Source organism: Arcicella lustrica (assembly GCF_034930985.1).
In the GTDB taxonomy this organism is placed as follows: Bacteria; Bacteroidota; Bacteroidia; order Cytophagales; family Spirosomataceae; genus Arcicella; species Arcicella lustrica.
The window spans coordinates 417,861-439,605 of sequence record NZ_JAYGIM010000001.1; the positions used below are offsets into that span (position 1 = coordinate 417,861).

General features: G+C 33.0%; 17 protein-coding genes. 5 read left to right on the plus strand and 12 right to left on the minus strand.

Annotated elements, in window-relative coordinates; translation table 11 throughout:
* Positions 1-413 precede the first annotated feature (413 nt).
* The 3 genes from VB798_RS01590 to VB798_RS01600 all read left to right on the plus strand — a co-directional run bounded on the left by VB798_RS01590 (position 414) and on the right by VB798_RS01600 (position 3,424).
* On the plus strand, positions 414-542 hold the full coding sequence (locus VB798_RS01590; RefSeq protein WP_323255259.1) for a hypothetical protein: 129 nt from the start codon (positions 414-416) through the stop codon (positions 540-542).
* Positions 543-970: 428 nt separating this feature from the next.
* The gene (locus VB798_RS01595; protein WP_323255261.1) at positions 971-2,512 is read left to right on the plus strand and encodes a sensor histidine kinase; all 1,542 of its coding nucleotides are present in this window, start codon (positions 971-973) and stop codon (positions 2,510-2,512) included.
* A 225-nt stretch (positions 2,513-2,737) separates the two neighbouring features.
* The gene (locus tag VB798_RS01600; protein ID WP_323255262.1) at positions 2,738-3,424 is read left to right on the plus strand and encodes a LytR/AlgR family response regulator transcription factor; all 687 of its coding nucleotides are present in this window, start codon (positions 2,738-2,740) and stop codon (positions 3,422-3,424) included.
* A 43-nt stretch (positions 3,425-3,467) separates the two neighbouring features.
* Here VB798_RS01600 and VB798_RS01605 read toward each other — a convergent pair whose 3' ends face one another.
* The 3 genes from VB798_RS01605 to VB798_RS01615 form a co-directional block, all read right to left on the minus strand.
* A complete protein-coding gene (locus VB798_RS01605) occupies positions 3,468-4,661 on the minus strand; it encodes a DUF5009 domain-containing protein (protein WP_323255264.1) in 1,194 nt (397 codons plus the stop codon).
* Between the two features lie 13 nt (positions 4,662-4,674).
* A complete protein-coding gene (locus tag VB798_RS01610) occupies positions 4,675-5,784 on the minus strand; it encodes a family 20 glycosylhydrolase (protein ID WP_323255266.1) in 1,110 nt (369 codons plus the stop codon).
* A gap of 164 nt (positions 5,785-5,948) precedes the next feature.
* On the minus strand, positions 5,949-6,386 hold the full coding sequence (locus VB798_RS01615) for a nuclear transport factor 2 family protein (protein ID WP_323255268.1): 438 nt from the start codon (positions 6,384-6,386) through the stop codon (positions 5,949-5,951).
* 984 nt (positions 6,387-7,370) lie between these two features.
* On the opposite strand from VB798_RS01615, the gene VB798_RS01620 reads away from it, so the two are divergent.
* Positions 7,371-8,336, plus strand: a complete 966-nt coding sequence (locus VB798_RS01620) for a hypothetical protein (RefSeq protein WP_323255270.1) — start codon at positions 7,371-7,373, stop codon at positions 8,334-8,336.
* Between the two features lie 90 nt (positions 8,337-8,426).
* On the opposite strand, the gene VB798_RS01625 is transcribed toward VB798_RS01620, so the two are convergent.
* The 6 genes from VB798_RS01625 to VB798_RS01650 all read right to left on the minus strand — a co-directional run bounded on the left by VB798_RS01625 (position 8,427) and on the right by VB798_RS01650 (position 18,744).
* Positions 8,427-9,158, minus strand: a complete 732-nt coding sequence (locus tag VB798_RS01625) for an outer membrane lipoprotein-sorting protein (RefSeq protein WP_323255272.1) — start codon at positions 9,156-9,158, stop codon at positions 8,427-8,429.
* 340 nt (positions 9,159-9,498) lie between these two features.
* Positions 9,499-10,734, minus strand: a complete 1,236-nt coding sequence (locus VB798_RS01630) for a TCR/Tet family MFS transporter (RefSeq protein ID WP_323255274.1) — start codon at positions 10,732-10,734, stop codon at positions 9,499-9,501.
* Between the two features lie 127 nt (positions 10,735-10,861).
* Positions 10,862-14,290, minus strand: coding sequence for a PAS domain S-box protein (locus tag VB798_RS01635; protein ID WP_323255276.1), 3,429 nt, complete (start codon positions 14,288-14,290; stop codon positions 10,862-10,864).
* A gap of 511 nt (positions 14,291-14,801) precedes the next feature.
* Complete coding sequence (locus tag VB798_RS01640) at positions 14,802-15,164, minus strand: hypothetical protein (protein ID WP_323255278.1); 363 nt, start codon at positions 15,162-15,164, stop codon at positions 14,802-14,804.
* 602 nt (positions 15,165-15,766) lie between these two features.
* The gene (locus VB798_RS01645; protein ID WP_323255280.1) at positions 15,767-16,168 is read right to left on the minus strand and encodes a response regulator; all 402 of its coding nucleotides are present in this window, start codon (positions 16,166-16,168) and stop codon (positions 15,767-15,769) included.
* A complete protein-coding gene (locus tag VB798_RS01650; RefSeq protein WP_323255282.1) occupies positions 16,165-18,744 on the minus strand; it encodes a PAS domain-containing protein in 2,580 nt (859 codons plus the stop codon). The genes VB798_RS01645 and VB798_RS01650 overlap by 4 nt, the downstream gene beginning before the upstream one ends.
* A gap of 352 nt (positions 18,745-19,096) precedes the next feature.
* On the opposite strand from VB798_RS01650, the gene VB798_RS01655 reads away from it, so the two are divergent.
* Positions 19,097-19,684, plus strand: coding sequence for a DUF4202 domain-containing protein (locus VB798_RS01655; RefSeq protein ID WP_323255284.1), 588 nt, complete (start codon positions 19,097-19,099; stop codon positions 19,682-19,684).
* 131 nt (positions 19,685-19,815) lie between these two features.
* On the opposite strand, the gene VB798_RS01660 is transcribed toward VB798_RS01655, so the two are convergent.
* The 3 genes from VB798_RS01660 to VB798_RS01670 are packed head-to-tail and all read right to left on the minus strand — an operon-like array spanning position 19,816 to position 21,684.
* Complete coding sequence (locus tag VB798_RS01660; RefSeq protein WP_323255286.1) at positions 19,816-20,331, minus strand: hypothetical protein; 516 nt, start codon at positions 20,329-20,331, stop codon at positions 19,816-19,818.
* Between the two features lie 30 nt (positions 20,332-20,361).
* Positions 20,362-20,526 carry a hypothetical protein gene (locus tag VB798_RS01665; protein WP_323255288.1) on the minus strand — a complete coding sequence of 55 codons (165 nt, stop codon included), beginning with the start codon at positions 20,524-20,526 and terminating at the stop codon, positions 20,362-20,364.
* Complete coding sequence (locus VB798_RS01670) at positions 20,527-21,684, minus strand: chromate transporter (RefSeq protein WP_323255290.1); 1,158 nt, start codon at positions 21,682-21,684, stop codon at positions 20,527-20,529.
* Positions 21,685-21,745 lie beyond the last annotated feature (61 nt).

Sequence of the window (21,745 nt, forward strand, 5' to 3'; positions counted from 1 at the left end):
GTGTTTTTAACACATTTCGAAATTTTACTGAAGAAGTACAGTTTTTTCATAGATAAAATGGATTGCTTGTATGTGATTAAATGAAATAATTGCTTGAAAATGCTCAGAGAATTACTGAAAAGGTATGGAAATATGATTCCACAGTGAGGCTAAAAGATGTCGTGTTTCCTTCCATCATTGTCAAAATTTAGTATATATTAAGAGAGTGATTTAAATGTTTTATAAAATCTTATATTGTATTTTATAAATTATTTATTGTAAAATAACCTATTTGGCTTTCCTGAACCATCATGTACCATCCTGTAAATTATGTTAAATATTAGAATAGTACAATCTTTGACAATTGTCAAGTCAACTTGGAAAAAAAAAGTATTTTCTAAGAAAATTTATAATAGTTCTTTCTTGTAAAAGACATGAAAAGAGAGATTGCCCATAGCCCTCAAAAAGATTTTTTTTCAGGCTTTAAAAAACAATGGATAGCTATTTCAGGAAATAATGTTGAATTTTTACGGATTATACTACCCTTATCGACTGATTTTTAGTAAGTAATGAGTATTTTTTACTAGAAGTGTTACTGAATTTAGGCAACATATTAAGATGAAAAAAGCCAAAATAAAGCTTTATCACTAATGAATTTTATGAGAATTGGTATTTTTAAATCATCATGATAAGTACTATAGATTAGGCGATGAATTGGCTGGGTATTCGTTTTGTATTAAAATTTTGAAGCATTACCTGCAAAATCTGTTGTATTTTTCTAATACAAACTTCATTGATAAAATGAAGATTTTTTTATTTTCTGTCCTTTTTTGCGGGTTTTGTAAGGAGAAATGGGTAAAAAAATCACTCAATATAGCCTTTTTATCAAGTTTATCTGCTCTTTTTTCAATTTCAACCCAAATGTTAGCTAGTTTAAAACATTTTTTAATTTACATTTCTAAGCAATACTAGCTTTGATGAAAAAAAGACAATGAATTCACACGAAAAATTTAGAACCTACGAAGTATTTTTTATTCTTTTTGCCGTCATCTTTTATGTAGTAAGAAGGCTCTTTGGAATTGCCCATGATTTCGATGTTGATATTGAATATCTTGAGCGAATTCCTTTACCCAATCATGTCATTTGGAGTGGCTTAGCTTCTTATGACCAATACCTTAATAACATATTCCCGACTATTGCTGCCGCAGTACTTTTTACTGCGGCTTGGTTTGTTTTCCATTACTTTTTCTTTCCTGCCATCAAACAGAAAAATTATGATATTTCAACTGTTTTATGGATGGTTTTTGTAGTTGTTTTGGTATTAGCCAGTTGTTTTATTTACAAAGAATATAAACTCTTTTGGCGTTTTCGATATGACGTTCATGGGAATCCCATTGGATTTAAAGTGTTTTCACTTTTTAGAAAGTTATATGTACTGACTGATGCTTTTGCGAGCATTATTATCATCGCACTTTATGAAGTCGTTGCCCAGTTATATTATTATACTGCCGATTTATTTGAAAAAGAACGCCAGCCCAAACAACAGTTTTTGAATAACTTAATTTTGTTTTTAGCCTTAGCTTCAATTGCTCTGTTTACACTTTTTGGCGAGGTTGCCAATTTGATTGTTGGTTTGACGGGCTTAGTAATTGGACTGACACAAATACTCTTGATTGCTGGTTTGCATCATCTTTCTTTCAAAATTGTCATTCCTTATTTTGCACAAATCAATTATTCAAAAAAGAATGAGATTGTCATTCCTATGCTTTGGCTTTTTGTATATGGTTTATTTAACATCATTCTTTATTTACTTTGGTACAGAATTGCGAATACTGGCTTTTACTTTGGTCTTGTAATTCTTCCACATTTGCTAGGTTTCTTTTCGGCATTGGTTCGTTGGTTATTTTTCCAAGAGAAAAAACAGTTACAAACACAAGTATTTCAAAAATCAGCCGAGCTTGTTACTTTGCGTTCGCAGATTAATCCACACTTTTTATTTAATGCGCTGAATACTCTATACGCAGTAGCGTTGAAAGAAAATGCTGAAAAGACTTCTAATGGAATTCAGAAATTAGGCGATATGATGCGCTTTATGTTGCACGAAAACCACCAAGAACGTATTCCATTAAGTAAAGAAATAGAATATTTAGAGAATTTTATCGAAATTCAAAGAATGCGTTTAGACGAATCGCATGATATTGAAATTAAGGTAAATATTCAGCAGCTTGACTATGAGATTTATATTGCACCCATGTTGTTGAATCCTTTTGTAGAAAATGCTTTTAAGCACGGCATCAGTTTCAGAAAACCATCTTGGATTTACATTACACTTACTTTTGATGCTCAAAAACTTTATTTTAAAGTACATAATTCATTGCATCCTAAAAATGAAAACGATACCGAAAAACAATCTGGCATAGGTTTAGAAAATGTACAAAAACGACTGGAACTGATTTATCCACAAAGACATACTTTAGAAATTCAACAATCTGAACAAGATTATTTTGTATCATTGACTTTAGGTATCTTTTAAATATTTTTGAGTGATTAGTATCGGATTCTTATATTTTACACAAAAAAATCCGTAGTGGCAACCCTTGCGGTTGCCCATCCATTGTGTGTTGGCAACCACAAGGGTTGCCAACAATTAGAAAAAGGTTTTAAAAGAAAATGTCCAGTAATCAGGCTAATTATTATTTAGAAAATCAATTGTACAAAAAAACATTCACAATTCATCACTCACAACTCACCATTTAAAATGATTGCCATAGCCATCGATGACGAGCCAAAAGCCTTAGAAGTAATTCAATTTCATGCTTCAAAAATTCCTTTTTTGGAATTAAAAGCAACTTTTACCGATGCTTTTGAGGCAATTCCTTATCTGCAAAATAATAAAGTAGATTTGATTTTCTTGGACATCAAAATGCCTGATATTTCGGGTATCGACTTTGTGCATTGCTTACAAAAAGTACCCATGATAATTTTTACAACAGCGTATTCAGAGTACGCCGTGCAAGGTTTTGAATTAGATGCTGTTGATTACTTATTAAAGCCTTTTTCTTTAGCAAGATTTACCAAAGCTTGCAATAAGGCCTTGTCTATAAAAGAAAGTAAAGAAGTTGATGAACGAAATTTTGTTTTCATCAAAACAGGCTATGAAGAAGAAAAAGTATTGTTTGAAGATTTACTCTATATCGAAGCCGAAGGAAATTATCTCACTTTTTACTTGAAGAACAAAAAACTTTTGAGCCGCCAAACCATGACGGATGTCCTACAAATATTGCCTGAAAAGTACTTTGTCAGGATTCATCGTTCTTATATTATCGCTTATCAAAAAGTAAGCAAAATTGCTCGACAATCTATCTTTATTCAAGAAACAGAAATTCCAGTTGGAGCATCCTACGAAGAAAGTCTGACTTTGATTAAAGATAAATTGAAGACATAGCACAAAATCGTACCTCGGCTTTACAAGCCAAGTAAAAGAAAGCTCAAATTTTCAGTTTAACATTTAGCTTACCAAGCAAAGCCGTGATTCCAATAACAATAAAAGCGTAAATTAAAGATTTGATTAAACCTACGATGCCATCAGTAAGAAAACCAGGCAGAGTAATTCCCGATAATTCCGCAATGCTATAATACCAATACGGAATTAAATAGCAAGTAAGCGTACTTGTACCAGCGGTTTTGATGCTACTAAACCAAACCACTTTTTCTTTAATATCAACCAAATAGTAAATTATTGCAAAAAAGATAAAAGCGATTCCACTACACAGCAAAACCCAAGTAGGAGTAGCTTGTATTTTAGAAATGATAAAGAAGTTTCTGGCAATAAAACCAAGGATGATGAGTACAACGCCAATCAATACGTATCTTCCCATCAATTGATATTGGTTTTCAGGCTTTGAAAATTGTTCCAATAAAATACTTGCCAAAATACCTGCAAAGGCAAAAGCAAAGAAAGCCCCATTGGCTAAAATCCAATCAGAAGGACCGCCAGCCCATATTTTTTGTAATAAACCAGCATGACCAGCAATTGCCAAAAGATTGAAAAACAAAAAGAAGAAAATCAATAAAGAAGTTTTTTGATAAGTAAACAAGTAAATAATGGCTGCTGTAAGGTAAGTCCAACCGATGAGCCCTAAAATTCCCCACCATTGTGGCGTCATTCCTATTAAATTATCAGTTGTTCCTGCCTTAAAAATGTAGGCTAATCTTAGTAAAATAAGTACACCAATAATTTGTAAGCCTAAAAAGATTTTACTTTTAAAAGCATCTGTTTTGGGATATACATTCCAGATAAGAAAGAAACCAAGTACCATTAATATTTGAAATACTTCACTACTCATTCCAGTTGCTTCTGCATTGATTTCGGGAACATTCACCGTAAAAACGCCCATAATTAATAAAGCAACTGAACGAGTAATAATATGCTTGACTAACTGTAAAGGCGTATCTCCTTTTGCGATACGATTTTTAATGGCAAAAGGAATTGCCATACCCAAAATAAATAAAAAGCAAGGAAAAACAACATCCGACAAACCCAAGAAATCTTGATTTGCCTCGGCATGTTCCAGCCACAGAGGAACGTTTTTCAATGTCCAAAGGTCGTTTACAAAAATCATTAAAAGCATTGTCAATGCCCTGAATATATCTATTGAAAAAATACGTTTAGCCTTTTCCATTTGCTTTGAATGATTACTTTATTAGTTGATTAATTTCTGTAAACATGGCTTTAAAACAGTTTGTGGAAGAATTTTCTTCTACTGTTTTGTTGGGATTTCTTCCATAAAACTCATCCAAAAAAGATTCCGCACTCGACCAAACCGTTTGCATCATTCCTTGAAAATGTGGTTTCATCGTAGCAGTGGACGATTGTCTGAATTTAAGCATATCCTGTGTTTGAATCACAGCAAATTTGGGCATTCTCCACGGACAAGTAATTACATCAAAACCTTTCATGGCAAAATAAACAGCCGTTTGGTCGGGGCGTTCGTAATGCCAATCACAAATAGTTACGTCTTTAGCAATTAAATCTATTGCCCTATGAGTATTGTTAAAACTACCTTCCCACATGCCTATTCCAGTGGTTTTTCCATCAATTAGGCGGTCGCCCCAAATCCAGAGTTTTCTATTTTTTATCGCTAAATGATTTCTGATTTCATTCACTTCTCCAGCAAATAATTCAGCTTTGTCTCTTCCTGAACATCTCGGACATTTATCATCGCCAATGTAAAATACTTCATCCATCCCTGCATGGAAAGCATTTGTCTCAAATACTTCACAGATTTCATCCATCAATGCAAAAACTACTTTATGCACTGTTGGATGTAGCGGGCAATAACTTTTACAATACAAGCCATCTGGATTGGGCCAAACATATTTTTCTGGCATTTTTACGGCTGGTGTTTCATCAAATTCAGGATATACTTTTAGCAGATTTGTGGTAGTAGCTGCCCAAGACTGATGTCCCAATAAATTGATTTGCGGAATGATACGAATATTGTTTTTCTTACAAACACTAACCAATTTCTTTACATCCTTTTTAGAAAGTGCTTCGGGGTCACGGAGTTCTGGATGACTTTCAAATTGATAGTTATAATCAACTCGCAGGATGAGTGTATTTACTTGTCTAGGTGCTAATTCTTCTTGAATAAACTTGACAAAATCATCCACTTTTTGTGCTTTTGGCGCTGTAATACAAAAACCACGAGTAGGGAGTAAGCTATCAATTTTTGATTGTGCCAATAAACTATTCCATAAAGTAGCACAGAAACTAATAAAGAGTAACAGAGAAAACTTAGCCATGATGAAGAGGATTTTTTAAATTGGATAACACTACAATTTGGCTAAATTCAATAAGGATAACAAGGTGGTTTTACCCAAAAGCAGACAAAACAGGTCAGTTTTAGACCGAAAAAATAAGTCACTCGGAAATATGTTACTTGGTGAACTATAAATGAATGTAGAAATTAGAAATTATCGTAATAAGTAAAATCCTTTGTGATTACTCCGTTTTCAATTGTGAAGATGGTACAGATGGGTAAAACAAAAGCAGATTTATCGGGAGCAGTACCTTTTGAAATAAATTCTACAACAATGTGTTTTTCGCCAGCGGGATAAATATTAGTAACAGAATCTTTAAGGTCTGGAAAAGCTTGGTTTAATTCGCTATACTTTTTAATCGTTTGTTCATGCGTTTGTTTTACGATACTTTGTCCTAAAGAAGGGTCTTTAAAATCAGCAGTATCAGCATACATACTTGCCATTTTCTGCCAATCATGTTGATTGAAATACTCAAAATATTGTTTGATAAACGCCTCGTGAGGATTGGCAGAAGTGCTTGTTTTTTCAGTAGAATTACAAGCGAAACAAGTGAATAAAATAATAAGAAGAACAAGATTTTTCATGAGCTTTCAAGGTTTAAGTTTGGTTTTTAATTTATTAGATAAATATACTTTAAAAGCCTGAAAAGATGAAATAAAGGTTTGTAGATAAGCTAGTTAAACTAATTTTTAATTTAATGAAATAGCTTTTGATTCATACTTTTTCTATTAGCAGGCGAATTAATTCGCCTGCTAATAGAAAACCCCACGCTTCTCCAAGTTGGAAACAGCTTAACAGCTTAAGGATGTTTTCGTTGAAAGCCATAAAGCCTCCATTTAAATCCCGAAGGGAAGCAATGAATTGAAATATCGTTTACAGAACCCTGAAAGGGTGAAACATTTAATCGTATCATCCCTTCGGGATTTATTTATATCAATTGCACAAAAAAACGGCATCAAGAAAACATATTCCTGATGCCATTTTTTGATTAACCACACTGAGTCAATTCAACTTAAAACCGCAATTTCCCGCAAAAAAGAAGGAGTATTCCTACTCTGAGATAGAAATTTGGTTCTTAGAATAGCAAATCTCCTACCTAAAACCGCAATTATCCGTAAAAAAGAAGGAAATTTCCTTGTTAAAACCGCAATATTCCGCAAAAAAGATAGGATTTTGGTACTTAAAGAAGCAATTTTTCATGAAAAAGACACAAATTTTCCTCTTTTATATGGAAAATTGGGGTAAAAAGAGGAAAATTTTATCCTTTTTGTCTTTGTGTTTCGTAAAAAAGTAGTGATTTTTTGTGGGCAGATTTTGCCTAAAACTAACTGAGGATCAGTCATGAAAGGTAAAATAGCCTATTTTTCTTAACCACATGATGATGTGCTTCGTTTGCTAAAGCCAGCTGATGTGCGTAAATTTGAGGAAAATTGCCGACGATTATTTGTTACATATTGATTTTCAATACTCTTTCTGTTTCTATTTAAGCTGTGATAAGCGTCATGGCACGATTTTCTTATCAGATACATAAACATAATCCTTGCTTTTTATTTTACTCTTCAAAAATCATGAAAAAACTTTCTAACTTATTTTTAGCCCTTTTAGTGGCTTTGGTTTCTGCTTGCGGTGTTACGCCAGATATTCAACCAACAACTGTTGACAATACTTTGCCTGCTGCAACAGGTGGACTAGATGTTACTTTTACTGACCCAACTATCAACGCTACGTCGTCTGTAGTGGCGGCTAATGGCGATAACGTAAACGTTTCTTTATTAATTAAAAAAACAGCTTCGGGTGGGAAACCACGTATCTTGAGAGTATTTGTTGAGACTACTGCGAATTACCGTCCAGCCAATGCAACGCCTTTGTTTGAAATTAAATTGAAAAATAAAGACGAGCAAACACAAACAGTTGAATACACTGTTTCACCAACTTCTGGGAAAGTATATATTCACTTTGATGTGTATGACAATACTTCAACAGATGCCAACAGTACTTCGGCTAACGTAACTCGTAGAACTTTGGTAGTGAATGTTTCATCTCAAGCACAGATTGCTTCTTGGCCTTCAATTACTTTAGGAGCACAGTCGAATGCGGCAGGTTCAAGAGTAACATCTGCAACGGGTGATATTTATAAAGTATGTGACTTAGATTCAAATATGAAGTATGTAGATATTACGTATGCTTCTGTAGGTTCGCCTGTGAAATCGACTTTGATGTCGAATCCTGCTAGAAGTGCAAGCTTTAGCTTAAGCACTGTTGCTACTGCTACAGATTGTTCGGGTTCTTATACTGGCGGAGGTTCTGCTACTTATTTTGCAGTGGCGCCAACAGCGGTTGACTTTGCTACGGCAGATGATTTAACATTGGGAGCTTTAAGTATCTCGAATACTGCACCGCAATTTATTGCGATTGAAGCTGGTAAAGTTTATGCTTTCTTGAATGGTAGAGGCAAGAAAGGACTTATCAAAGTGAATAGTGTAGTAGCGGGTGTGGCTGGTACAGTTAGCCTTGATATTAAAGTACAAAAATAATGGGCTGTCGATAATTCGGTCTTGCTATTTAAAATAAAACGAGCCATTTTTCAGTGAAAAATGGCTCGTTTTATGTCTATTCAATAATATCTATTTCGCTGGTTTTTTGAAGATTGCTTCATCTACCTTTGGATTCAATTTGATTGATTCTGTTTCTATCGTCATACTTCCACCCATCGGACTAGGCGTTTCCATCGTATGTGCAAAGATTAGACCTTCTATTGGTTTAAAGTTTGAATATGTCACTTCAGCATCAATTTCTTGTCCTTGAACTTTACGCTTTCCACTTGTTTTTAAAGTATAATATGTTGAAGTTGAAAGATAAATATTAGTTTCTTCTCCGTTTTTTTCTACCAATTTCAATTTGTAAGCATCAGCACCATCTATTTTTTCAGTACCTACTAATTCTAAGGTTGAACCATTTTCTTTGTAGCCAATCAATGAACCTCCTAAATTTAACTGTTTACGAGACTCTCTTACCATAGCTAATGGCATATCTTCTGGTGCTCCAGTTCCTTGCATCATCGCTGGTCTGATAGACCAACCTGTTTCGCCATCTACTACCGTAACGATTTCTTGTCCCATTACACTAACATCCGTTCTCAAAGATTTTCCTGCTACAATTACAGTTTTACTTTCAATGTCCATGCCTTGTACCGAGAATTTATTTTTCATCTCTAAGCTTTTTAAAGCTTTCCATTTTTCTGCACCTCCTATGGCTTCAATATGCTTTGTTACAATTTCGTCGGCTGTTTGTGCAAAAACACTTGCTGTTGTTACCATAACAATCAAAGCAGCGCTTATCATTTTTGAAAATTTCATGTTTATGTTTGTGTTAAATGTGTTTGGATTGATTTTAATCGTTTTGGTTTTCCGTAAATACAATTTGTATCTAATTATGTTTGAAATGTAACAAGGAATATTTTTACCACAAAACACTATCATGATAATCAGTGATTTTGGAGGATGAATGGAGAAGTGTTTTAAATTGAAAGTTAGTGATGGAGTGATTTAATGATTGAGTGAATTAGTGAGTTGTGAATTGATGAGTTGTCGATTTAATAAAGTAAAATAGATTACTCTTTTCTTTTGATTAACTTCATTTAAAAAAATACTTAACCTTGTTCATAACAAATTAACTAATTCACAATTCACCCAATCACTAACTCTCAATTGCCTCTGTTGCCAGTTTGTTTTTAGGAAACGATTTTAAAGCTATTACCAAAGCAATAATTGTTAGCAAAGCTGCCATCATAAATGCTGCTCCAGGAAAGAATATTGGCGCATCGTCTGCTGAAAAGTAAGCAAATAAATTAGAAGCTAACAAAGGTCCGAATATAGTAGTAACACTTTGTAAGCTTGTCAAACCTCCTTGTAATTCACCTTGTTCATTGGCTGGTACTTGTTTCGAAATAATACTTTGTAAAGCTGGACCAGCAATACCACCCAAACCAAAAGGAATCATAAAAGCGTACATCATCCATCCTTTTGTAGCCAAAGCAAATAAAGCAAAACCTGCGGCATAAAATAATAATCCTACCATAACAGAGTTTCTATCTCCTAACTTTGGATTGATAATTCTATTTAAACCCCCTTGTACAATGGCAACTACTAAACCCACAAAAGAAAGTGAGTATCCAACTTCTGCCAATGTCCAATTAAATTCTTTCATGGTAAAATACGACCATGTGCTTGGATGCGTTTGTCCTGCCAATTGAAGACAGAAAAATGCACCTACCAAACCTAACACAACTGGATAACGACCTAAGTTTTTTAATGAACCTATTGGATTTGCTCTTTTCCAATCAAAATCTCTTCTATGATCTTGTGACAAAGATTCTGGTAATACAAAATAACCATAAAGCCAATTAAGAAGGGTTAGTCCTGCCGCTACAAAAAAAGGTACTCTTGCACCTATATCTCCTAATACTCCACCAATGACTGGTCCAATGATAAACCCAATGCCAAAAGCTGCACCAATCATTCCAAAGTTTTTAGAGCGATTTTCATCATTTGAAATATCAGCAATGTAAGCAGAAGCCGTTGTAAAGCTTGCTCCCGTAATTCCTGCAATAATTCTTCCTGCAAAAAGCCATGCAATAGTTGGTGCAAAACCCAAAAGAATATAATCTAATCCAAAACCAAATAGCGAACCTAGAATAATAGGACGACGACCATACTTATCACTTAATCCACCTAAAATCGGAGAAAAAATGAATTGCATAACTGCATAAGCCGCCATCATAAAACCAGAATATTGTGAAGCTTCACTAAGTCCTTTACCAGTAAGTTCTTGTAATAATTTAGGTAAAACAGGAATAATGATTCCGATACCTAACACATCAATAAGAATAGTAATAAAAATAAATAGAATTGCGGGATTGCGTTTTGCCGACATGGGGAGTTTTTGAATTCAGGGATAATTGTTTAGCAAGTTAATCATTTTTTTGATTTTGTTGAGTTTGCTATTATTCGCTTTTGTTGACACCAATAAATGATATTCTTGCTAATTTGAACATTAGCACTCAAGAATAATGCTTAGGAAATACCAAAGTAAATTCTGTTCCTTTACCTACTTCACTTTTGAAACTAATCGTTCCGCCAAGTTTTTGAGTAAATTCTTTTGTAATGTTCAATCCTAAGCCTGTACCGTCGATATTTAAAACATTATTGGCTCTGAAAAATATCTCAAACAAATGCTGTTGATCTTCTAAAGGAATACCAATACCATAATCTTGAATAATGATTTTAAAATCTTTGTCGTTAATTGCCAGTATTAAACTGGGGTTGGGGGCATCTTTAGAATATTTAAAAGCATTATCAATCAAATTATTGATAATGTGCTTCAACAAAGAAGCATCAGAAAAAATTTCTTTACTTTCTGTAGGCAAAATCAGTTCTAATTTTCGATTGTCTTTTCTTTCATTATAATATTGGTTGTTAAGTTCTTTAATCAAACATATAATATCAATGTTCTCTAATTGTAAATTAATTTTATCATTGGCTGATTTCTCCAATAACATTACATCCGAGAGCATCTCTGTCAGTCGATTCGCTTGTGAAGTAACTCTGTTGAGATGATGTTTTAATTTATCTTTGACTTCAGCATCCGATAACATATTGGTGTAAATTCCCAGAATGTCAATACTGGTGACAATCGTAGCCAGTGGAGTTCTGAATTCATGTGAAGCAAAAGAAATAAATCTAGATTTCAACAAGTTTATCTCTCTTTCCTTTTCCAATGAAAGTTCTAGCTGGCGAAGCTGTTTTTTAGATTCTTCTGCATTTTTTCTTTCGGTAATATCTATCAGAATTCCATTGAAAATTATTCTATCGCCCATAATTGTCGGGCTAGACATCCCTTGAAACCATTTTATTTCACCATTATCAGCTTGAACTCTTCCTTCATAGCTCCAATTACTTTTGCTAATCATAGCAACATAAATAGAGTTCAAAAAAGTAATTTTATCTTCTGAATAAATATGTTTGGCTAAATCTTTTTCCTTGTTATCAAAATCAATTCCGAAAATTTCTTGAATTTTAGCACTCAAATACGGAAAGTGTGTTGTTCCATCAGCTTCAACACATAATTGATATACCACTCCCGGTACGTTTTTAGCGAGATTTTTAAACATTAATTCACTTGCACTGAGTTGTTCTTGTACAAGTTTTTGTTCAGTAATATCAATACTAATACCAATTAATCTATCAATTTTACCTTGTTCATTAACAAGTGGTATTTTAGATAATAAATACCATACTCTTTTTTTGGTTGGGTCTTCGATTAACGTTTCTTTGTTGATAATTGCTTTTCCTGTGTTGAAAACAGTTTGGTCTTCTTCAATAAATATTTTGGCATATTCAGCTGTAAATGTTTCATAATCATTTTTGCCTAAGCCTTCTTTTTCATCTTTGAATCCCAGATATTCTAGTTCTGCTTTGTTGATTAAGGTTTTTCGAGATGCTAAATCTTTTACATAAACATTTAGCGGTAAATTATCAATGATTGTCCTTAACAGATATTGTTCACTTTTAAGTAATTGTTCAGCCTTTTTCCTCATGGTAATATCCATGAAATTCATAATAATACCTTCAATAGATGGTTCGTTCAACTGATTATTAAAATGGGTTTCAATCCATAATACTTCACCATTGGGTTTTATATACCTAAAATTTGCTGTTGGGGAATAATCGGGTTGTTCATAAACTTGTTGAAAAGCCAAACGTAATTCTACTAAATCCTCTGGAGGAATTAAATTTCTATCGTATTCATCAAGCGTATTGAAGCCTAATATTTTTTTCCCGACTGGACTAATATCAATAATTTTTCTGTCTGCATTGATAATGGCAATTCCTTCAGTGCTTTTTTCAAAAAGTGCTTTAAGACGTTTTTCTCGCTGAATAACATCATTTTCTGCCTTTTTCTTTTCTGTAACATCTTGTGAAGTGATTCTTATCTGAATATCTTTCCCTTCTTCGTCCTTGTTGAGTTTGGCATTCATTACCAAATACTTTATATTACCATTTGGCATTTTCAAACGAAAATCAAGGTCCACGTACTTATTTTCGCTTACCATTAACTGATGCTGTTCAAGGAGTTTTTCTCTATCTTCTTCATGAACATAGTTTATTGCATCAGCTAAATTGAGTGGACTTTGAGTAAAATCAAGTTCAAATATATGATACATTTCTTCCGACCAGAAATGATTTTCCCCCACCAAATCGACTTCCCAATAACCTAACTTCGCAATATTTTGGGCAGCTAATAATTGTTCATTTGTTTTTTGTAAAGCAAATTCGTTAAGCTTTCTTTCTGTCACATCTTTGCCATAACAAGCAGTTCCAATCACTTTACCATCAAGTTTAATGGGATAAAATGAAACTTCTCTCCATAAATTTTTTAAGTAAGAAATATTGTATTGTGCAGTAAAAGTCTCTCCTGCCAAGGCTCTTTTATAAAAAGAAGTGAATAAGGCTAAATGAGATGGGCTGAATGTTAGGGTTTCCAGAATATTTTGGCCGTAGAAAATTTTTTCTTGGATGTATTCGAAAACTAACTTTTCATAAGCAGCATTAAAAGAAATTAAACGACAAGAAGTATCTACACTCCATACAATATCAGAGGTATTATCAATCAATGACTTTAAGTTTTTGGCATCAAATTCTCTTTGTTTTCTTGCCAAAACTTGTTCATTAATATCTCTAAAATTCATTAAAACGGTTTTTATAGCTTGGTTTTCAAGTAAGTTGTGAATTGTAGTTTCAAGCCATTTTTCAGTGCCGTCTGGCATGATAATCCTAAATTCTATCGTTTTTGTTTGGCATGGATTCGCTATTACTTCTAAGAAAAGATTAGCCAAAGCTGCTCTATCTTCAGGATGGATATTCAATTTAGCTTTAATTGTAGAAGTATTCTCGTCGTAATTGAAACCTAATATTTTTTTGCCTGACGGACTAATCTCTAAAATTGTACCTTCAGTATCAACTAATGAAAAACCTTCTGTAAAGTTTTCAATGATAGTATTAAAGCGTTTTTCTATCATTTTAAAACTTTCATCTTTCGCTTTGTGCAGAGAAATATCCTTAAAATAGCCACGCCAAATAATTGAGCCATCAACATTTACTTCAGGATTTGCCAATACTTCTATCCAGCGAAAATCATGTTCGTTCTGTTTGATTCTGAATTCATAAAACCAATTAGATTGCTCTTTTTGTGAAGCTTCAAGAGTAGCAAAAAAGTTTTGATAATCTTCTTCAAATATTGACTCAAAATAAAGATTAGGAGTGCTTTGAAAAGAAGTTTTATCTGCTTTGAAAAATATATGTTCAATGTTTTTACTGACATAAGAGAATGATATTTTTCCATCAGCAGACAATACCAACTGAAACATTGCTACAGGTGAATTATCAATGCTTTTTTCAATAGTTTGATTTTTGTTTGATGTGCTTTTCACTTTTATTCCGATTGTTTTAAGACCATTGAATCAATAAAAGAACACTTAAATATAAGGATGATATAAAGCGTGATTGATTGATATTACAACTTACATAAAAGTTTGTTAACAATGAGATAAAAAATGAAAAGCTCGGCAATATTTTACTGCGTTTTTGATAGAAGCCTAAAAGTGAAGGATGAAAGAGAATTATTTTTTTTTTGAAATAAGACTTAGGATTTTTGGGAGATTGAAGGAAGAGTTACAACTTAAATTAATCTGAATTTATAAGATAAAGTAATGAGAGAAGTTTATTGAGGTATAAATAGAGTGGTGTAGAACTATTTACTCATGTAATTTAGTATGCCGAACCCAAATGTTAATTCATTTTTTAGTTTACGGTCATTAATATTAGATAAGTATTAATTTAAATTGAAATAGTTTAATTTTTGTTTTGTCCAAATAAAAAACCTCCTTATGATTGTCTGTTGAAAACGTTCATAAGGAGGTTGCTTGATAAGGAATCAGAAAATTAGTCGATAGTTGTATCGTTCTTTCTGATGGTATCGTTCGCCAGCTCAGCGTCTTTTACTACTTTTTTAGTAAAAGGCATTTTAGGGTTTTGCCAAGTTAAGTACTCTTCTTTTGGCTGATTTCTAATAATACTCAAGCCCTTTTCAGTTGTCTGAGTACCTGCCTGTTTGTAATTCCTATTGATTGCGACATTTTCACTGATTGGAAAACCTTTTTTATTTTTTTTAGCTGCCGCAGCTGCTTTATTAGGATGTTTGTAATTGCTTGTGCTATACCCAGGGTCACCTGAAGGAACCTCCTGAGCGAACGAACCATAACTTGCTACCAGTAGCAAGCTCGCCCAAAAAAAATTAGATTTCATGACAATGTAATGTTTAAGTTTTGTATGTTTTGTTTCAGAATTTACTTTTCCAGAAAGTCTCAGTATTGAAAATAAAATCTTACAGAGCCTTGTAATAAGTGTGAGTAAAAACACTTATTGTATTTAGATAACGAAAGTTGCAACCAAAAATTTTGATTGCCAAATGATGGATTTGAAGGATGAAAGCTGAAGTTTTTAACTGGTTTTTAGCTATTTACAGTTTTTTTTAATGAAATATGATAGAAAATATAGGCTATTTTGTGAAATTATCTTTTAGGGGAGAAGAAGTATAGCTAATTGCTACTTGAAATAGTAGGATGGAGAAAATTGATAAAACAAAAAATATTTTTGAAGTTTTGTAAAGTGTTTGGCTGGAAAAATGCCCTTGAAATGATGAAATCAATGTTTTTATATAAAAAGTAGTATTAAATTTTAAGCTACAAATAAGAAATAACAGCCTTTTTTAAGCTTGTAAATACATTTTTAGACCTAAAAATTAAAATAAAAATAAGTATAAATACTTAAAATAAATTTCAAAAAAAATGGAATTAATAAAAGATTAAACTTTTATTAATTCCATTTTGTGACTTGGTAGTCTAATTTTAATGCTCAAAAAAGCGTTTTACTTGTTGTTGGGCTTTTAATCCTTCCAGAATATCTTTAGTCAAAGGCTTTGATACATAAGAAATTACTTGTTCGTAAGTACTTGCTTTGTCGAGGTCGTGTTGGTCAATTGAAGAACTTACCATTACCACAAAAATTTGATTTTTCAGGGCTTGTTTTTTCAAGGCTTCTAACAATTCCCATCCATTCATTACAGGCATATTGATGTCGAGCAATATTAAATAGGCATCATCTCCATTGTTTTTAATAATATAATCAAATGCTTGTTGTCCATCGGCAAAATTTATTGGAGAATCTGTAAGTCCACTTTTTTTTGCTATAATCGAGTGCAATGTTTGCACCATTTTGTCGTCATCTACTATTAATAAATTGAGTTTCATATTAAAATATTGTTGTGATCTGTTTTAATCGTGTTGTTGATTTTTCGAATAATTCCATCAAGTTCATAAGCAGAATCAAGAATATTTTGCAGAAGTTCTTCCTTACTTAGTTCAACACTATCAAAATCGTTTAATAAATTGATAATTCCCATGATACGTGCCACTGGCGCCCTCACAACGTGCGACTGCATCCATGCAATTTCTCTGAGTTGTTTATTTTGTGCTTCTATTTCTCCAAGATGTTTCTTTTGGTCGTTAATATCTTGAATCATTCCATACAATCTTATTGGTTTGCCTTGGGCTAGTTCTACTCTTCCTTTAGCTCTTACCCATCTTTCTTTTCCTTTAGCAGTAACGATTTGTACTTCTAAATCGTATGGTGTTCCTGAATGTATTGCATTGTTCACGGCTTCAATGATGGCATTTCTGCTTTCACCTTCTTTATAGGAACTCATGCTACTTTCAAACGTAGGTTCATAGTCGATTGGTACTTCATGAATTTCTTTTGTGATAGAGCCCCACGTAACTTTTTTAGTGGGAATGTCATACTGCCAACCACCTACACGTCCAATTTCACTTGTTTCTTTTAGAAGTACTTCAAACTTTTTAATATCTTCTAAATCTTGAATCATTCCATGAATCCTAACTGATTTGCCTTCAATTGTTGCTACTCCACCTTTTACTCTAATCCATTTTTCATTGCCTTTTGCTGTGATAATTGGGGTTTCAAAATCAAAATCTTTCGCTTCAGCAACTACTGTATCAATTAATTTTCTAATTCTTTCTCGGTTTTCGCCTTCTCGATAAAAATGAAGTATCTCATCTATTTTTACATCGTAATCTAGTGGAAGTTCATGAATTTCTTTAGTGATTTTTGACCATGAAACCGTTTGATTGACTAAATCTATTTCCCAACCACCAACTCTTGCTACTTCGCTAGTCTCTAGTAAAATTCTTTGATTGGTTTCAAGCGCTAGTTCAATTTCTTTGCGATTAGAGATATTTCTAGCAAACATCGCTGCTCCTCTGATTTTATCGCCATCTTTGATAGGATTAAATCTGATTTCACTCCAAGAACCCCAGATAGAATCTACATTTTGCGAATACAATTCATGGGTAAAGATTTCGCCTGATAAAACTCTTTCATTGAGTGCTTTCCAGTATAGATTTACTTCATCATCAAATCCTTTGATATTATTGATACAATCTCCTTGTTTGATTCTAGTGCCACCAAAATGTTCAATCAGGTTCAAATAAGCATCGTTGGCTGTAACTAAACATTGGTTTTCATCGATACTCCAAACTAAATCATCTGTACTATTGATGAGTGCCGAAGTATTAGCTTTTTCATTTTCAAGAAGTTGAAGATAGTTTTTTTGTTCTGTTATATCATTAATGAGCACGTGTCGAGCTCTTCTTCCGTGATAGTTTAATCCATAAGTAGTTATCAAAACAAAAATCGTATCGCCATTTTTTTTGATATGTCTCCATTCGTACTGATTTACATCAAGTCCATCTTTTGGATTCGAATGGTCGAGGTATTTATAGGCATCCTCTTTCGGTCTAATATCCAAAAGTGTCATCTGTAAAAATTCACCTCTTGAATAACCATAATGTTGGATAGCGGCTTCGTTGATTTCTAGGAAAGCAAGGGTTTCAATATCGTAAATCCACATGGGTTGTGGATTAGAGAGAAAAAGTAATTCATATTGTTCTTTACTTTTAATTATTTTCTCTTTGTCTTTTTTCCTTTTAGTAATATTTCTGGCATTAATAACTAATTTTTCTACTTGTGCATTCTCATAAATTGGCTGGAATGATATTTCCATCCATTGCTCATTATACCATTTAGTGGCAGGAATATAAGTATCTACTGAAAAAGCATTTCCTAAAAAAGCCTTCTGGCTTTGTTCTTTAAAAAATTCGATTAATTCATCTGTATAATAATCTTTTAATAGAAATGAATTTCCACCTTTTAGTATTTTGCCAGTATGTTTTTTGATGGTATCAATGTAGGTTTTGTTAGCAGAAATTAGGTTAAGATTTTTGTCTATACACCAGATATAATCATTGGTAGTACTTAGTAATACTTTTAACTGGTTTTTTTCAAAAACGAGTTCCTCTAAATTAAGCTGGTTTTGTTCTATTAATGCAATTGCTTTTTGGGAAAGCGTTCTTAATATTTTTTGTTCTTTGGCTGAAAGCTCAGTAATTGAAGAGTTGAGTAACGAAATATGCCCTAATATTGCGCCATTAGATAAATACAATGTTTTACTAATGATAGACGCTATACCGTTTTCTATAAAAAAGGCTTCTCGAGGATGCTTGATATTGAAAATATCATCAGAATTGCTGAATTGATATTGGACTAAGTAGCTACTTAGATTGAAATCGAAATTGAAAGCATCATCATCATCCGACCTAAACCATTGCCTTTTTACTCCTAAAAAAGAGAGGCAAATGACTGAGGAGTCAAATATGTTTGAAGCGACATCAAGAACGAGATCGAAATCGTTTTCCTGTAGGGCTTCAATTTGAATTGTAATAAATTCATTTGGCGGAGTGAAATTATTCATACTCTAATTGAAAGCAGTTTTAATAAGACTTGACTGGCGTGGTGTTCCAAATCAATCTTAATGCAAACTAATGAAAAAAAGTTACATTGTTATACGCATTGTTTTATTTATGTTGAATTTTCGTCACTTAAGTTACTGAAAATAAGTATTAGATGCTATTTTATTAATTATTAATATTTGTAAATTATTGGATAACCCATTTTTTACCAGTGTGTTATGGCAAATATGTGAATACCTACACAGAAATTTTAAAAATATCAGGATAAAGCCTTATTGTTTAGTAAATTTTTATTTGTGAGATTTACTTTAAGAACCCAAAAATCTGGATAATTACTTAACCAATTTTAAGATAATGGAAAAACTATCAAATGCTTTTCAAAAATTTGATGAATATAACAAAACCGATAAACATGTTTTTGAGTGGGAGGGAAAAAGCTATCCTCAAGAATATTTTTTGGCAATTCAATTATACAATTGGGTACTCAAATTAGAACCAGAAGCAAGCCAAGCTTTATTACTTGCTTCGAGATGCCAGCATATTGGACGTTGGGAAATAGCCAGAGAATCGTATCCAGATGGAAGAGTTGGTTATTTAACTTGGCGTAAAGATTTGGGGCTTTTTCATGCCCTAAAAGCGAAAGAAATATTACTTGATGTTGGTTTTGACTTAGATGAAATTGCTAAAGTTGAGAGGATTGTCCTTAAACAGAGAATCAAAACTGACCCCGAAGTACAAACAATGGAAAATGCTTTGTGTCTTGTTTTTTTACAATTTCAGTATGAAGAATTTCATACAAAACATGATGCTGAAAAAGTAATCAATATTCTAAAAAAATCTTTGTTGAAAATGGATGCACATGGACATCAGTTTGCATTATCATTAACATATTCTGAAAAAGGATTGTCATATATTCAAGAAGCATTGAAATTATTGGCTTAATAATTTGTGAGCAAAAAGGAATTCTTTTTGCTCACAAATATCAATGAAAAGCACCAGTAAAATAAACGCAGTAATTTAATTACTGGTATTTAGACTTCATAATTCACCACTCACAATTCATCACTCTTAATTTAAAAGCCTACTCCAAACTGAAAGCCCAATGTATATGTAGTTGGTCTGTCGTTTCCAAAACGGACTGGCAATGGAATGGCTACAAAGTAATTAGAATGTTTATTTTTCTTCACTACTTTATTAAGTACTGGCGTAAAGCCATATCTTCCACTTGTCTCAAAAGCAGCTCGTGTCACCAAAGTAAGTCCATGTTTAAAACGAAACATTACTCCCGGATGAAATAGAAAATTGTTCATTTTGCTTACGCCATTTTCAGAGCGAATCGTTGGCACAAATTCAAAGCTAAAGCCAATTTTATCACTTTTTAGAATATTGATACCTGCCGGGAAACCAATTGTGTAAATCGCACCAAAGTTTCCTGTACTTGTACCATCAGCAGACCAAGTATTTAGCGGATGCAAAATTCCCATATAACCCGCTACTTTTGGGTATGAGTTTTCGACTGAAGTTTGTTGGGCGAAAGCATTTTTAGTTAAAAAAAACAATAAGATAAGTAAGGGGATTTTTGTTTTCATTCTGGGAATAATTTGTATGTTTATTTTAGATTAAGGACTCAAAACAAATCTTGGATTTGGGCATTGTTGAATAAAACTACTATTGACATCAGTCAATTTATCTAAATGGCTTTCGTTTAAAAAGCTGTAAAAAGCGAGTTTGAAGGAGCTTACTTGCTCAATCAAACTATTTTGAAGAAATTGTTTTCTGTCCATTTAGATAGATTTTAGAATAAGCCCAATCAAAGCCGCAATCGCAATAATGTAGGGTTCTTGTAATTTTTTGATATAAACTAATGCTACAATTGTAGTTAAGGCGATGATTGAAGTACTTATATCTGTGATACTCTGAGTAGCAATAACGATTACAGCTCCCAACAAAGCTCCAACCACTGCCGCAGTAATGCCTTGTACGAAAGCTTTGATAGATGGATTATTAGAGAAGTGTTTGAAATAAGGAGCGGGCAAAATTGTAAGTAGATAACAAGGTAAAAAAGTAGCTATTGCCGCAACCGAAGCTCCTGAAAAACCATCTACTAAATATCCGATAAAACTTACGGTAATCACGACAGGACCGGGGGTAATCATGGCTACTGCCACTGAATCTACAAATTGTTTCTCATCTAACCAATGATACTCCGATACCACACCACTATGAAGAAAAGGGACAATAGCCAAACCGCTACCAAAAACAAAAGTACCCGCTTTGGCAAAAAACAATGCTAATTTCGTTAAAGTACTTGATTCTGAAGTATCAGCAATAAAGCCTAAAACCAGTAAAGATTTAGGTGAAGGATTGTTTTTTAACCAAGTTGGCGGAGCTTTTACCAACATATAAACCAAGCCCGCTGTAATAAAAAGTAAAACTTCTTCTTTTTGGGTAATAGCCGTTACAGCGACTCCAATAATATAAAATAACCACAACAGCCAATGCTCACGAAAAGAACTGTATGAAATTTTGCCGATAGATTTAATGGTTAATTTATAGGCACTCAATACAATGATTCCAATTACAGAAGCTCCAACGCCATAAAAAACAGCTTGCATCCACGATAAACCTCCATACAAACGATAGGCAATGCCAAGCAAAACTACCATAATAAACGAAGGTAAAACGAAAGCTAATCCACAGAAACTTGCTCCTATAATGCCGTAATGTATAAAACCTAAGTAAATGCCTAACTGTGCCGCCAGTGGTCCTGGAGCAAGTTGTGCCAAAGCTAATCCTGTTTTAAAGTCCTCTTCACTAATCCATTTTTTATCTTCTACTAAATCTCTCTGCATATAACCCACCAAAGCAACTGGTCCACCAAAGCCCGTTGTACCTAATTTCAGAAAGTATAAAATCAATGATTGAAGTGAATAAGCTGGCATTGTAAAAAATATTAACATTTAACTTTTACAAAACTCCAAGATTAATCCTCTGTAAAATAGA